Origin of the sequence: Streptomyces sp. R-07, assembly GCF_049913175.1 — a bacterium.
In the GTDB taxonomy this organism is placed as follows: Bacteria; Actinomycetota; Actinomycetes; order Streptomycetales; family Streptomycetaceae; genus Streptomyces.
On sequence record NZ_CP183978.1, the window covers coordinates 5,776,032 to 5,789,532 of the forward strand.

Below are 13,501 nucleotides of genomic sequence, written 5' to 3' on the forward strand. Positions count from 1 at the left end.
CCGCCCCCTCCCCGCCCCTTCTTCTCTCGTTCGTGGTCAGTTTCTGAGGGGGAGCAGGCGTGAGGGGGCCCGTCGGGTCAGGAGGAGTGGGTTCAGGTAGTGGGGGCCTCGGAGGAGGCCCCAGTGGAGGCAGGTCCTCGGGCAGTGGGGGTTCTCGGTGACGTGGGCGATCGGGGTGCCCGCCGAGACCCGGGTGCCGGGGGGTACCAGGGGGGTCACCGGGGTGAAGGTCGTGCGGAGTGGGGGAGTGCCCGTACCCGGAAGGGTGAGGGTGACGGCGCCCCGGCCGCCCACCGGGCCCGCGAAGGTGACCGTCCCCGCGGTCGGGGCCAGGACCGGGGTGCCCGGGGGTGCGGCGAGGTCGACGCCGCGGTGGCCGGCGGCGTACGGGCCGGGCGGGGGCTGCCAGCCGCGGAGGATCTCGGGCGGCGGGGGGCCCACGGGCCATAGGAGCCCGACGGTGAGGATCAGGGTCATGAGGTTCATGGGGAAAGGCTCCCCGGAGCGTCCGGTTCGTGGGGGTCACGGACGGTATCTGTGGACTACTCGCCGGTTGTGGACAGTGCCGTCACCCAGTGCTCCCGGGGTCCCGTACACTTCCTATGGCGACTCGGGTCACCGGGTCGACTTCGCACGCCCCGCCACCTGTCTCTGAGGCGGGTGGCAGCGCCTTTCGGTCCTTCGTGGCACGGCGCGCCGGGGCGTCAGGAACACAACCGAGAAACCCAAGGAGATACGGCCATGGCCGTCGTCACGATGCGGGAGCTGCTGGAGAGCGGCGTCCACTTCGGTCACCAGACCCGTCGCTGGAACCCGAAGATGAAGCGCTTCATCTTCACCGAGCGCAACGGCATCTACATCATCGACCTGCTCCAGTCGCTGTCGTACATCGACCGCGCCTTCGAGTTCGTCAAGGAGACCGTCGCGCACGGCGGCTCCATCATGTTCGTCGGTACGAAGAAGCAGGCCCAGGAGGCCATCGCCGAGCAGGCGACGCGTGTCGGCATGCCGTACGTCAACCAGCGTTGGCTCGGTGGCATGCTCACCAACTTCTCCACCGTCTACAAGCGTCTGCAGCGCCTCAAGGAGCTCGAGCAGATCGACTTCGAGGACGTCGCCGCTTCCGGTCTCACCAAGAAGGAGCTTCTCGTGCTCTCGCGCGAGAAGGCCAAGCTGGAGAAGACCCTCGGTGGTATCCGCGAGATGTCCAAGGTTCCCAGCGCCGTCTGGATCGTGGACACCAAGAAGGAGCACATCGCCGTCGGCGAGGCCCGCAAGCTGAAGATCCCGGTCGTCGCGATCCTCGACACCAACTGCGACCCCGACGAGGTCGACTACAAGATCCCGGGCAACGACGACGCGATCCGCTCCGTCACCCTGCTCACCCGCGTGATCGCCGACGCCGTCGCCGAGGGCCTCATCGCCCGCTCCGGCGCCGCGACCGGCGACTCGAAGCCGGGCGAGAAGGCCGCCGGCGAGCCGCTCGCCGAGTGGGAGCGCGACCTGCTCGAGGGTGAGAAGAAGGCCGACGAGGCCGAGGTTCAGACCTCCGCGGAGACCGAGAAGGTCGCCGACGCCGAGGCCGCCGAGGTTGTCGCCGAGGTCGTCGCCGAGGCTCCGGCCGCGGACGCCGAGCAGGCCTGACCCTTCAGGACCTTCGGGTGACGACGGCGGGGGCCCACGAAGCCCCCGCCGTCCACCCGTGGACCCGCCCGATCTTTCAGACTTCGAGAGAGAAACAGACTCATGGCGAACTACACCGCCGCTGACGTCAAGAAGCTCCGCGAGCTCACCGGCGCCGGCATGATGGACTGCAAGAAGGCCCTGGACGAGGCCGACGGCAACGTCGACAAGGCCGTCGAGGCGCTCCGTATCAAGGGCCAGAAGGGCGTCGCCAAGCGCGAGGGCCGCTCTGCCGAGAACGGCGCCGTGGTCTCCCTCATCGCCGACGACAACACCTCCGGCGTTCTCGTCGAGCTGAAGTGCGAGACGGACTTCGTCGCCAAGGGTGACAAGTTCCAGGCCGTCGCCGCCGAGCTGGCCAAGCACGTCGCCGCCACCGCCCCGGCCGACCTGGAGGCGCTGCTCGCCTCCGAGATCGAGGCCGGCAAGACCGTGCAGGCGTTCGTCGACGAGGCCAACGCCAACCTCGGCGAGAAGATCGTCCTGGACCGCTTCGCGCAGTACGCCGACGGCTTCGTCTACGCGTACATGCACCGCACGATGCCGGACCTCCCGCCGCAGATCGGTGTCCTCGTCGAGTTCGACAAGGCCGACGCCGCCGTCGCCAAGGGTGTCGCCCAGCACATCGCCGCCTTCGCGCCGAAGTACCTCACCCGTGAGGACGTCCCGGCCGAGGTCGTCGAGACCGAGCGTCGCGTCGCCGAGGAGACCACCCGCGCCGAGGGCAAGCCCGAGGCCGCGCTCCCGAAGATCGTCGAGGGTCGCGTGAACGGCTTCTTCAAGGACGCGACGCTGCTCGGTCAGCCGTACGCCCTTGACAACAAGAAGTCCGTCCAGCAGATCCTGGACGAGGCCGGTGTCACCCTGAAGCGCTTCAGCCGCATCAAGGTCGGCATCTGAGTCCGTACGCCGAACGCGACGGACAACCGGACCCCGGTAGGGTCTGAGGCAGTCGTCCGCGCACGCGCAGGACGACCGCAGATCTGACGAGGAGGCCATTGCCGTACGGGATACCGCGAGGACCCAAGGCAATGGCCTCCTTCGTATGTGCACGAGGAGATCTCCATGAACCAGGCCGCCGTACAGGGCGACGACAACAACGGCAAGAAGGCCGGCCGCTACATGCTGAAGCTGTCCGGAGAAGCCTTCTCCGGCGGTAAGGGCCTGGGCGTCGACCCCGACGTCGTGCACGCCATCGCGCGTGAGATCGCGGCCGTCGTCCGCGACGGCGCGGAGATCGCGGTGGTGATCGGCGGCGGCAACTTCTTCCGCGGCGCCGAACTCCAGCAGCGCGGCATGGACCGGGCCCGCTCCGACTACATGGGCATGCTCGGCACCGTGATGAACTGCCTCGCCCTCCAGGACTTCCTGGAGAAGGAGGGCATCGACTCCCGGGTCCAGACCGCCATCACCATGGGCCAGGTCGCAGAGCCGTACATTCCGCTGCGCGCCGTGCGCCACCTGGAGAAGGGCCGTGTGGTCATCTTCGGTGCGGGCATGGGCATGCCGTACTTCTCCACGGACACCACCGCCGCCCAGCGCGCCCTGGAGATCGACGCCGAGGCCCTGCTGATGGGCAAGAACGGCGTGGACGGCGTCTACGACTCCGACCCGAAGGCCAACCCCGACGCGGTCAAGTTCGACGCGCTGGAGTACGGCGAGGTGCTCTCCCGCGACCTCAAGGTCGCCGACGCCACCGCCATCACCCTGTGCCGGGACAACAACCTCCCGATCCTCGTCTTCGAACTGCTCACCGAGGGCAATATCGCTCGCGCGGTGAAGGGTGAGAAGATCGGCACGCTCGTGAGCGACCAGGGCACCCGGGCCTGACCCGAACCGGGGAACCGCCCCGCAAGGGGCTGGACAGAGCCCTGCCGGTCGTACACCGTGCAGGACACAACGCGACGACACGCAGGAGCATGTGGTGATCGAAGAGACCCTCCTCGAGGCCGAGGAGAAGATGGAGAAGGCCGTCGTGGTCGCCAAGGAGGACTTCGCCGCGATCCGCACCGGCCGTGCGCACCCGGCGATGTTCAACAAGATCGTGGCCGACTACTACGGTGCCATCACCCCCATCAACCAGCTGGCGTCCTTCTCCGTCCCGGAGCCGCGGATGGCCGTGGTGACGCCGTTCGACAAGAGCGCGCTGCGCAACATCGAGCAGGCGATCCGGGACTCGGACCTCGGGGTCAACCCGAGCAACGACGGCAACATCATCCGGGTGGTGTTCCCCGAGCTGACGGAGGAGCGCCGCCGCGAGTACATCAAGGTCGCCAAGAGCAAGGCCGAGGACTCGAAGATCTCGATCCGCTCGGTGCGCCGCAAGGCCAAGGAGACCATCGACAAGCTCGTGAAGGACGGCGAGGTCGGCGAGGACGAGGGCCGCCGCGCCGAGAAGGAGCTCGACGACACCACCGCGAAGTACGTCGCGCAGGTGGACGAGCTGCTCAAGCACAAGGAAGCCGAGCTGCTCGAGGTCTGATGAACGACTCTTCCTGGGGGGCCCCGGCCGGTTCCGGCTACGGGGGACCCGACCAGGGGCCCGCCCCGGCGGGTCCCGCACACGATCGGCAGCAGGCGGCGCAGACTCGGCCCATGCCCATCGTGCCCGACGTTCCCCCCGGCGGCTTCCAGGACGGTCACGGCCGGGGGGCCGCTCACCCGAGCGGTCCCCTGTTCCGTGACGAGACGCCGAACGAGCACCCGCAGGAGCCCATGTCCAGCCCCACCCCGCCTCCGCCGCCCGCGCCGACGGCGCCACGGCAGAAGAAGAGCGCGGGGCGTGACCTGGGCGCGGCCATAGGGGTCGGGGTCGGTCTCGGCGCCGTCATCATCGCGTCGCTGTTCATCTGGAAGCCGGCGTTCGTCGGAGTGATAGCGGTCGCCGTGGTCGTCGGCCTGTGGGAGCTCACCTCGCGCCTCCAGGAGCGCAAGGCGATCAAGGCCCCGCTGGTGCCGCTCGCGGTCGGCGGCGCGGCGATGGTCGTCGCCGGCTACGTCCGGGGCGCCGAGGGCGCCTGGGTGGCGATGGCGCTGACGGCGCTCGCGGTCCTGGTGTGGCGGATGACGGAGCATCCCGAGGGCTATCTGAAGGACGTCACGGCGGGGGTCTTCGCCGCGTTCTACGTGCCGTTCCTCGCGACCTTCGTGGCGATGCTGCTGACCGCGGACGACGGGCCGCAGCGGGTGCTGACCTTCCTGATCCTGACCGTGGTCAGCGACACCGGGGCGTACGCGGTCGGCTGGCGCTTCGGCAAGCACAAGCTGGCCCCGCGGATCAGCCCCGGCAAGACCCGGGAGGGTCTGGTCGGTGCGGTGGCGTTCGCGATGGCTGCGGGCGCGCTGTGCATGGAGTTCATGATCGACGAGGGTGCCTGGTGGCAGGGTCTGATCCTCGGTCTCGCGGTGGCGGCGAGCGCGACGCTCGGCGACCTCGGCGAGTCCATGATCAAGCGTGACCTGGGCATCAAGGACATGGGCACGCTGCTGCCGGGCCACGGCGGCATCATGGACCGGCTGGACTCGCTGCTGCCGACGGCGCCGGTGGTGTGGCTGCTGCTGGCTCTGTTCGTCGGAACGGCTTGACGGACAGCGGGTACTCTGGAAGGGCTCGTGGCGCGTGCGCCGCGGGCCCTTCCGTCGTCCCCGCCGCTGCGGGGACGGTCCAGTGAGGTCTCCTGGCTCCGGCATCGTCATGCCGCCCTTCCCGCCGCCGCGGGGATGCCAGACCTCGTGCCGTCTGAGGAGACACCCGATCGTGGCCCGTCCAGTGCCCGGAGAACTCACTTTCGTCGCCCCCCGCGGAGCCAAGAAGCCGCCGCGGCACCTGGCCGACCTCTCGCCCGCCGAGCGGAAGGAGGCCGTCGCCGCGATCGGCGAGAAGCCGTTCCGCGCCAAGCAGCTGTCCACGCACTACTTCGCGCGGTACGCGCACGACCCCGCCGAGTGGACCGACATCCCGGCCGCCTCGCGGGAGAAGCTGGCCGGGGAGCTGCTGCCCGACCTGATGTCCGTCGTGCGGCACATCTCGTGCGACGAGGACACCACCCGTAAGACCCTGTGGAAGCTGCACGACGGGACGCTCGTGGAGTCGGTGCTCATGCGTTACCCGGACCGGGTGACGATGTGCATCTCCTCGCAGGCCGGCTGCGGGATGAACTGCCCGTTCTGCGCGACCGGGCAGGCGGGGCTCGACCGGAACCTGTCGACCGCCGAGATCGTGCACCAGATTGTGGACGGGATGCGGTCCCTGCGGGACGGGGAGGTGCCCGGGGGACCGGCGCGGCTCTCCAACATCGTGTTCATGGGCATGGGCGAGCCGCTCGCCAACTACAAGCGCGTGGTCGGAGCGATCCGGCGGCTGACGGACCCCGAGCCGGACGGGCTCGGTCTGTCGCAGCGCGGCATCACCGTCTCCACCGTCGGTCTCGTGCCCGCGATGCTCCGTTTCGCCGACGAGGGCTTCAAGTGCCGGCTCGCGGTCTCGCTGCACGCCCCGGACGACGAGCTCCGCGACACCCTGGTGCCCGTCAACACGCGCTGGAAGGTGCGGGAGGTCCTCGACGCGGCCTGGGAGTACGCGGAGAAGTCGGGTCGCCGGATCTCCATCGAGTACGCCCTCATCCGGGACATCAACGACCAGGCCTGGCGTGGCGACCTGCTCGGCCGGCTGCTCAAGGGCAAGCGGGTGCACGTCAACCTGATCCCGCTGAACCCGACGCCCGGTTCGAAGTGGACGGCGTCGCGCCCGGAGGACGAGAAGGCCTTCGTGGAGGCCATCGCCCGTCACGGTGTGCCGGTGACCGTGCGGGACACCCGGGGGCAGGAGATCGACGGTGCCTGTGGACAGCTCGCGGCCTCCGAGCGCTGACCTTGTAGTCTGAGCTCGAACACATCTCCATATTCCGACAGGGGAGCGCCACAGCGCTGAGAGTGCGGTCACCGTAGGACCGCAGACCCTCTGAACCTCGCCCAGGTCATTCTGGGTAGGAAGTTCGGTCGTAACTCAAGCTGTTGCGCCCTGCCCACCTTCGGGTGGGCGGGGCCGCGTCTCTTCCTGGTCATACCCAGGAGGAATCCAGTGAGCATCAAGAAGGCAGCCGCCGCCGCGCTCGTCGCGGCGCTCGGCGTCACCACCCTCGCCGCGTGCGGCACCGACGAGGTCCGGGGGGCGGCCGGCAAGACCGACGCGCCCGCGCCCAAGACCGTCACCCTCGTGAGCCATGACTCGTTCAACGCCTCCAAGGAGGTGCTGGCGGACTTCACGAAGCAGACCGGGTTCACCGTCAAGGTGCTGAAGAGCGGCGACGCCGGTGAGGCCGTCAACAAGGAGATCCTGACCAAGGGCTCCCCGCAGGGCGACGTCTTCTTCGGCGTCGACAACACGCTGCTGTCCCGCGCCCTCGGCAACGGGATCTTCGTGCCGTACGAGGCGAAGGGCCTGGACCGGATCCCGGCCGCGTACCAGCTGGACGCCAAGGAGCACCGGGTCACTCCGATCGACTCCGGTGACATCTGCGTCAACTACGACAAGAAGTACTTCGCCGACAGGAAGCTGGCGCCGCCGGTGACCTTCGACGACCTGGCGAAGCCGGCGTACAAGGACCTGCTGGTGGTGGAGAACCCGGAGCTGTCGTCCCCGGGCCTCGGCTTCCTCCTCGGGACGGCCGCGAAGTACGGCGACGAGGGCTGGCAGGACTACTGGAAGAAGCTCAAGGCCAACGGTGTGAAGACCGTCGACAGCTGGGAGCTCGCCTACAACCAGGAGTTCTCCGGCTCGGCCGGCGGCAAGCAGGCCAAGGCCGACCGGCCGCTGGTCGTGTCGTACGCCTCCAGCCCGCCGGCCGAGGTGCTGTACGGCGAGCCGCAGCCGAAGGTGGCGCCCACCGGCGTCTCCACCGGCACCTGCTTCCGGCAGATCGAGTTCGCGGGCCTGCTGAACGGCGCGAAGAACCCCGAGGGCGGCAAGGCGCTGATCGACTTCCTGATCTCGAAGAAGTTCCAGGAGGACATGCCGCTCCAGATGTTCGTCAACCCGGTGGCGAAGGACGCGGCCCTGCCGGAGCTCTTCACCAAGCACGGCGTGGTGATCGAGAAGCCGGAGACCATGGCGCCCGAGAAGATCGCCGAGAAGCGTGACCCGTGGATCCAGCAGTGGTCGTCGCTCGTCCTGAAGTGACACGCGACCTCAGGGGGAACGCGACGCGGCTGGGGCTGATGGCCCTGCCCGTCGTGTTCTTCGGGGTCTTCTTCGCCTGGCCCGTCGTGTCCATCGTGGACCGGGGGCTGCGCCCCGACGGAGCCTGGCGGTTCGGTCGGATCGGCGAGACGCTGAGCCGGCCGGACATCCTCGACGTGCTCGGCTTCACCGTGTGGCAGGCGCTCGCCTCCACCGGGCTCACGCTGCTCCTCGCGCTGCCCGGCGCGTACGTCTTCGCCCGCTTCGACTTCCCCGGCAAGAGCGTGCTGCGGGCCGTCGTCACGGTGCCGTTCGTGCTGCCGACCGTCCTCGTCGGCACGGCGTTCCTGGCGCTCGTCGGCCGGGGCGGGCTCACCGACGAGTTGTGGGGGCTGCGGCTCGACACCAGTGTGTGGGCGATCCTCCTCGCGCACGTCTTCTTCAACTACGCGGTCGTCGTCCGCACCGTCGGCGGCCTATGGTCGCAGCTCGACCCGCGCCAGGAGGAGGCCGCCCGGGTCCTCGGTGCCTCGCGGTGGACGGCCTGGCGGACGGTGACGCTGCCCGCGCTCGTCCCGGCGGTGGCGGCGGCCGCCCTGATGGTCTTCCTCTTCACCTTCACCTCCTTCGGTGTCGTGCAGATCCTCGGCGGGGACGCGTACACCACGCTGGAGGCCGAGATCTACCGGCAGACCGCCCGGCTGCTCGACCTGCCGACGGCGGCCGTCCTGACCCTCGTCCAGTTCGCGGCCGTCGGCGCCATCCTGGGCGTGCACGCCCGGGCCGTCCGCAGGCGGGAGACCGCGCTGCGGCTCGTGGCGCCGGAGCGGACCGCGCGCCGGCCGCGCGGCGCCGGGCAGTGGGCGCTCCTCGCCGGCGTGCTCCTGTCCGTGGCGCTGCTGATCCTGCTGCCGCTGGGCGTGCTCGTGGAGCGGTCCTTCGCCGGGCCGCACGGGTACGGGCTCGGCTACTACCGGGCGCTCGGCTCGCTCGACGAGTCCGGGACCTTCCTCGTCCCGCCCCTGGAGGCGATCGGGAACTCGCTGCGGTACGCGGTGGCCGCCACCGCCATCGCGGTGCTGATCGGCGGGCTCGCGGCGGCGGCGCTCACCAGGCGGGCCGGGCGGCTCGTGCGGGGCTTCGACGCGCTGCTGATGCTGCCGCTGGGGGTCTCCGCCGTCACCGTCGGCTTCGGCTTCCTCATCACGCTCGACGAGCCGCCGTTCGACCTGCGGGCCAGCTGGATCCTCGTACCGCTCGCGCAGGCCCTGGTCGGCGTCCCCTTCGTCGTACGGACGATGCTGCCGGTCCTGCGCGCGGTGGACGATCGGCTGCGGGAGGCGGCGGCCGTGCTCGGGGCCTCGCCGTGGCGGGCCTGGCGGGAGGTGGACCTGCCGCTGGTGCGGCGGGCGCTGCTCATCGCCGCCGGGTTCGCGTTCGCTGTGTCGCTCGGCGAGTTCGGGGCGACCGTCTTCATCGCCCGGCCCGACAGACCGACGCTGCCGGTGGCGGTGGCCCGGCTGCTCGGGCGGCCCGGCGAGCTGAACTACGGCCAGGCGATGGCCCTCTCGACGATTCTGATGGTGGTGTGCGCGGTGTCCCTGCTGCTGCTCGAACGGCTCCGCACCGACCGGACCTCCGGGGAGTTCTGATGCTTTCGATCGAGGACGCGACCGTACGGTTCGGGGAGCGGGCCGTGCTCGACGCCGTGGACCTGGAGGTCGCCGAGCACGAGATCGTGTGCGTGCTCGGGCCGAGCGGGTCCGGGAAGTCGACGCTGCTGCGGGCCGTCGCCGGGCTCCAGGTCCTCGACGGCGGGCGGGTGCTGCTCGGCGGCGCCGACCAGTCCGGGGTGCCGGTGCACCGGCGGGGCGTCGGGCTGATGTTCCAGGACCACCAGCTGTTCCCGCAGCGGGACGTCGGCGGCAACGTCTCCTTCGGCCTTCGCATGCGGGGCGCGGGGAAGGCCGAGCAGGCGGAGCGGGTCCGGGAGCTGCTCGACCTCGTCGGCCTCCCGGGGGCCGAGCGGCGGTCCGTCGCCGCGCTCTCCGGCGGAGAGCAGCAGCGGGTGGCGCTCGCCCGGGCCCTGGCGCCCCGGCCCCGGCTCCTGATGCTCGACGAGCCGCTCGGCCAGCTCGACCGGGGCCTGCGGGAGCGGCTCGTCGTCGAGCTGCGGCAGCTCTTCGGGCGGCTGGGGACGACGGTCCTCGCCGTCACCCACGACCAGGGCGAGGCCTTCGCGCTCGCCGACCGGCTGGTGGTCATGCGGGACGGGCGGATCGCCCAGTCCGGTGCGCCGGACGAGGTGTGGCGGCGGCCCGCGTCGGAGTTCGTGGCGCGGTTCCTGGGCCTCGACAACGTGGTGGCGGCGCAGGTGACGGGGTCGGTCGCCCAGACCGTGTGGGGGAAGGTCCCGGTCCCGGACGGTTCGCAGGAGGGGGAGCGGCGGCTGCTCGTCCGCCCGGGCGGGGTGCGGCTCGTGGGGGAGGGGCCCGTCTGGACGGTGGAGTCCCGGACCTTCCGGGGCGGTCACGTCCTCGTACGGCTCCGCCCGGCCGAGGGCCCGGCCCTGGAGGCGGAGCTGCCGCTGCGGGACGCGCCGGAGGAGGGTGCCGGGGTGGGCGTGGAGTTCCGGTCGGAGGACGTGGTGGTGCTGGGGGACGACACCCCGTAGCGGTGCGATGAGTTTTCCCCGCGGGGGGAGTCTCCTTGGTGTTCGTCGTCTCTTCGTCGACGTCCTTGTCGACCACACAGGAGGAAAAGCCGTGGGTCAGTTGCTCAGAGTGCAGAACTTCATGGTCTCGTCCGACGGGTTCGGTACCGGTGAGGGCCAGAGTCTTGAACGGCCGTTCGGGCACGCGGATCCCGCGGCGATGTTCTCGTGGGCGGGGGCCACGGCGAGCTGGCCGAACCGCACCGACCCCGGGGGCAGCCGGGGCCTCGACGACTACTTCACGCGGGACTTCGCGCGGAACATCGGCGCCGAGATCATGGGCCGCAACAAGTTCGGGCCCCAGCGCGGGCCCTGGGAGAACGAGGAGTGGAAGGGCTGGTGGGGTGACGAGCCGCCGTTCCACACGCCGGTGTTCGTGCTGACCCACCACCCGCGGCCCTCGTTCACGCTCTCCGACACCACGTTCCACTTCGTCGACGCCGACCCGGCGGCGGCCCTCGGGATGGCGCGGGAGGCGGCGGGAGGCAAGGACGTCCGCCTCGGTGGCGGGGCCACCACGATCCGGGAGTTCCTCGACGCCGATCTCGTCGACACCCTGCACGTCGCGGTGTCGCCGGTGAAGCTCGGGGCGGGGGTGAAGTTCTGGGAATCGCCCGACGAGCTGCTGGACCGGTACCACCGGGACGTCGTGCCCAGCCCGAGCGGCCTGGTGACGCACCACCTGTACTGGCGGAAGTGACGTCCGGCTAGCACCGGCCGCACGCCCGGCGGGTCGCCCGCTGGTAGCGGCGGGTGGCCAGGGCGAGGGCGAGGCCGTAGCCGCTGAAGCCTCCGTAGGCGACGGCCACCACCCAGGGGGCGTGGTCCGCAATGCCGACGCTGATCACGCCCGTCCAGGTCAGCAGGCCGAGCGCGGCCAGGAAGGCCCCGAACGGGGCGAGCGCGCCTGCCCCGGCCCAGCCGAGCGCGAGCAGCGGCAGCCGGGGCAGCCGTCGGCCCCAGGGTCGGGTCAGCGCGAGCGCGAGGGCCATGCCGAGGAGGGCGAGGACGGCCGTGACGTCGACCCCGTGGTCGTAGAGCCAGAGACCGAGGTCGCTGGTGTACTCGGGGTCGACGCCGGGCCGGCCGGTGCCGGTGAAGCCGGGGGTGATGCCGAGCGCCCAGAGCGTCTTCATCACGGTGTACGGGACGAGGGAGGCGACGGCGACGAGCCCGGCGCGGCCGGCGGGCTCGGCGTCCGGGCCCCCGGCCGTGTGGCCGCGTCCGCCGCAGAACGGGCAGGTGCTCAGCGCGCGGCGGCGGTGGGCGAGGGCCGCGCAGCCCCACAGCACCGCGCCGAGGACGGCGAGGGACTGGTTGGCCAGGGTCGCCCAGTCGATCGGCTCTTGGTTGCGGGACAGGAAGAACAGCAGGTGGACGGGGCTGAGGAGGGCCGGGAAGCCGGAGGTCAGGCAGAGCGCGACGACCGCCCAGGCCGCCGTCGAGAGCCGTCGGGAGCCCGGGCGGCGGAGCATCGCGTATGCCAGGACCGCGGCGGCTCCGTACAGCACCGCCGCGCCCGCCTCCGGTCCGGTGCCGGTGCCCTTGGCCAGGAGCGCGTAGCCGAAGGCGGGGCCGGTGAGCGCGGCGAGGGCCGCGCCCGTGGCGTACAGCAGTGACCAGACGAGCGCGGCCCGGCCGGCCCAGGACGGCCACGAGGCGAGGAGTGTCTTCGGTGTCATGACCCGAGCGTTCCGCCGGGGGCTCCCGCCGGCGTCACGCCGAGGACCGGACCGGCTCCGCCGCACGGCGGAGACCCGCTACGCCGCGAGTCGCTCCAGCGCCGCCGGGGCCTCGTCGATCGAGTCCACCAGGGCGATGCGGGCCGCCATCGGCCGGCCGGCGGCGAGGGTCTCCAGGAGGGGCCAGGCCGGGAGGCGGGTGGTCCAGTGGGCGCGGTTCACCAGGACCATCGGGGTCGGGGTGCCACGGGACCCGTAGTAGTTGGGGGTCGCGTTGTCGAAGATCTCCTGGACCGTGCCCGCCGCGCCCGGGAGGAAGACGATGCCCGCCGTCGAGCGGGCGAGGAGGCCGTCCTCCCTGGTCGCGTTGGCGAAGTACTTGGCGATGTGGTCCGCGAAGGGGTTCGGCGGCTCGTGGCCGTAGAACCAGGTGGGGATGCCGACCGAGTCCCCGCCGTGCGGCCACAGGGCCCGGACCGCGAACGCGGCGTGGGCCCAGTCCGTCACCGACGGGGTGAAGGACGGGGTCCGGGCGAGGAGGTCGAGCGCACCGGCGAGGGCCGCGTCGTCGAAGGGGGCGAGGTACGCGCCGAGGTTCGCGGCCTCCATCGCGCCCGGTCCGCCGCCGGTCGCCACGGTCAGCCCGGCGCGGGCCAGGGACCTGCCGAGCCGGGCGGCGCCCGCGTACGCCTCGGTGCCCCGGCCCATCGCGTGCCCGCCCATGACGCCGACGACCCGGGCCCCGTCGAGGTGCTCGTCGAGGGCGTCGGAGACGGCGTCGTCGTGGAGGGAGCGGAGCATCGAGGAGAGGATGTCGCCGTCGGCGCGGGTCCGGCCGAACCACGCGTACGCGCGCGCGTCCGGCGTTCCCTCGTACCCGGCGTCGGTGATCCCCTCGAAGAGTTCCCCGGGGGTGTAGAGCCGTGCCCGGTAGGGATCGAAGGGCAGTTCGGGGACGGGTGGGAAGACGAGCGCCCCGTCGGCGCGGACCTTGGCGGCGGCCTCCGGCTCCATGGGGCAGCCGAGGAACACGGCGTCGGTGGTGACCGCGGTGAGCAGGGCGAAGGTCCGGTCGGTGAGGTCGATCGACTGGATCCGGTGTCCGGCGAGCGAGCCGGGACGCGCGAGCACCGCGTCGAACTCGGCGAGGGTGTGGATCTCGCGTCCGTGCCCGCGCGGTCCGGGCGGGCGGTGTGCCGGGGGAAGCGTCGCCATGGAGCCACGATAGGGGCCGTCGCGCCGGAC

The 13,501-nt window shown here is 71.3% G+C and carries 13 protein-coding genes; 10 read left to right on the plus strand and 3 right to left on the minus strand.

Going from position 1 to position 13,501, the window contains the following annotated elements:
- Window positions 1–36: 36 nt before the first annotated feature.
- A complete protein-coding gene (locus ACN9M0_RS26685) occupies window positions 37–486 on the minus strand; it encodes a murein hydrolase activator EnvC family protein (RefSeq protein ID WP_366038721.1) in 450 nt (149 codons plus the stop codon).
- A 255-nt stretch (window positions 487–741) separates the two neighbouring features.
- Here ACN9M0_RS26685 and rpsB point away from each other — a divergent pair, with 255 nt between their 5' ends.
- From rpsB to ACN9M0_RS26735, 10 genes are all read left to right on the plus strand, one after another.
- Window positions 742–1,644 (plus strand): 30S ribosomal protein S2, encoded by a 903-nt coding sequence (gene rpsB / locus ACN9M0_RS26690; RefSeq protein WP_366038720.1) that lies wholly within the window; start codon window positions 742–744, stop codon window positions 1,642–1,644.
- 102 nt (window positions 1,645–1,746) lie between these two features.
- The gene (gene tsf, locus ACN9M0_RS26695) at window positions 1,747–2,583 is read left to right on the plus strand and encodes a translation elongation factor Ts (RefSeq protein WP_366038719.1); all 837 of its coding nucleotides are present in this window, start codon (window positions 1,747–1,749) and stop codon (window positions 2,581–2,583) included.
- 165 nt (window positions 2,584–2,748) lie between these two features.
- Window positions 2,749–3,513 (plus strand): UMP kinase, encoded by a 765-nt coding sequence (pyrH, locus tag ACN9M0_RS26700; RefSeq protein ID WP_366038717.1) that lies wholly within the window; start codon window positions 2,749–2,751, stop codon window positions 3,511–3,513.
- Between the two features lie 94 nt (window positions 3,514–3,607).
- Window positions 3,608–4,165 (plus strand): ribosome recycling factor, encoded by a 558-nt coding sequence (gene frr / locus ACN9M0_RS26705; RefSeq protein WP_317874017.1) that lies wholly within the window; start codon window positions 3,608–3,610, stop codon window positions 4,163–4,165.
- Window positions 4,165–5,268 (plus strand): phosphatidate cytidylyltransferase, encoded by a 1,104-nt coding sequence (locus tag ACN9M0_RS26710; RefSeq protein WP_366038715.1) that lies wholly within the window; start codon window positions 4,165–4,167, stop codon window positions 5,266–5,268. The genes frr and ACN9M0_RS26710 overlap by 1 nt, the downstream gene beginning before the upstream one ends.
- Before the next feature lie 172 nt (window positions 5,269–5,440).
- Window positions 5,441–6,553 carry a 23S rRNA (adenine(2503)-C(2))-methyltransferase RlmN gene (gene rlmN, locus ACN9M0_RS26715; protein ID WP_366038713.1) on the plus strand — a complete coding sequence of 371 codons (1,113 nt, stop codon included), beginning with the start codon at window positions 5,441–5,443 and terminating at the stop codon, window positions 6,551–6,553.
- Window positions 6,554–6,763: 210 nt separating this feature from the next.
- Window positions 6,764–7,861, plus strand: coding sequence for a thiamine ABC transporter substrate-binding protein (locus ACN9M0_RS26720; protein WP_366038712.1), 1,098 nt, complete (start codon window positions 6,764–6,766; stop codon window positions 7,859–7,861).
- Window positions 7,862–7,899: 38 nt separating this feature from the next.
- Window positions 7,900–9,513 (plus strand): ABC transporter permease, encoded by a 1,614-nt coding sequence (locus ACN9M0_RS26725; protein ID WP_426405329.1) that lies wholly within the window; start codon window positions 7,900–7,902, stop codon window positions 9,511–9,513.
- Window positions 9,513–10,535, plus strand: a complete 1,023-nt coding sequence (locus ACN9M0_RS26730; RefSeq protein ID WP_366038711.1) for an ABC transporter ATP-binding protein — start codon at window positions 9,513–9,515, stop codon at window positions 10,533–10,535. The genes ACN9M0_RS26725 and ACN9M0_RS26730 overlap by 1 nt, the downstream gene beginning before the upstream one ends.
- A 91-nt stretch (window positions 10,536–10,626) precedes the next feature.
- The gene (locus tag ACN9M0_RS26735; RefSeq protein WP_399695984.1) at window positions 10,627–11,274 is read left to right on the plus strand and encodes a dihydrofolate reductase family protein; all 648 of its coding nucleotides are present in this window, start codon (window positions 10,627–10,629) and stop codon (window positions 11,272–11,274) included.
- 7 nt (window positions 11,275–11,281) lie between these two features.
- Here the strand turns inward: ACN9M0_RS26735 and ACN9M0_RS26740 are convergent, their stop codons facing one another.
- Together ACN9M0_RS26740 and ACN9M0_RS26745 are read right to left on the minus strand one after the other, a co-directional pair.
- Complete coding sequence (locus tag ACN9M0_RS26740) at window positions 11,282–12,256, minus strand: hypothetical protein (protein ID WP_366038709.1); 975 nt, start codon at window positions 12,254–12,256, stop codon at window positions 11,282–11,284.
- A gap of 78 nt (window positions 12,257–12,334) precedes the next feature.
- Window positions 12,335–13,471, minus strand: a complete 1,137-nt coding sequence (locus ACN9M0_RS26745; RefSeq protein ID WP_366038708.1) for an LOG family protein — start codon at window positions 13,469–13,471, stop codon at window positions 12,335–12,337.
- Window positions 13,472–13,501 lie beyond the last annotated feature (30 nt).

Bases quoted from the DNA above. Each gene is read 5' to 3' on its own strand.
- ACN9M0_RS26685 (WP_366038721.1), bottom strand. From the start codon at position 486: ATGAACCTCATGACCCTGATCCTCACCGTCGGGCTCCTATGGCCCGTG.
- rpsB (WP_366038720.1), top strand. From the start codon at position 742: ATGGCCGTCGTCACGATGCGGGAGCTGCTGGAGAGCGGCGTCCACTTC.
- tsf (WP_366038719.1), top strand. From the start codon at position 1,747: ATGGCGAACTACACCGCCGCTGACGTCAAGAAGCTCCGCGAGCTCACC.
- pyrH (WP_366038717.1), top strand. From the start codon at position 2,749: ATGAACCAGGCCGCCGTACAGGGCGACGACAACAACGGCAAGAAGGCC.
- ACN9M0_RS26710 (WP_366038715.1), top strand. From the start codon at position 4,165: ATGAACGACTCTTCCTGGGGGGCCCCGGCCGGTTCCGGCTACGGGGGA.
- ACN9M0_RS26725 (WP_426405329.1), top strand. From the start codon at position 7,900: ATGGCCCTGCCCGTCGTGTTCTTCGGGGTCTTCTTCGCCTGGCCCGTC.
- ACN9M0_RS26730 (WP_366038711.1), top strand. From the start codon at position 9,513: ATGCTTTCGATCGAGGACGCGACCGTACGGTTCGGGGAGCGGGCCGTG.
- ACN9M0_RS26740 (WP_366038709.1), bottom strand. From the start codon at position 12,256: ATGACACCGAAGACACTCCTCGCCTCGTGGCCGTCCTGGGCCGGCCGG.
- ACN9M0_RS26745 (WP_366038708.1), bottom strand. From the start codon at position 13,471: ATGGCGACGCTTCCCCCGGCACACCGCCCGCCCGGACCGCGCGGGCAC.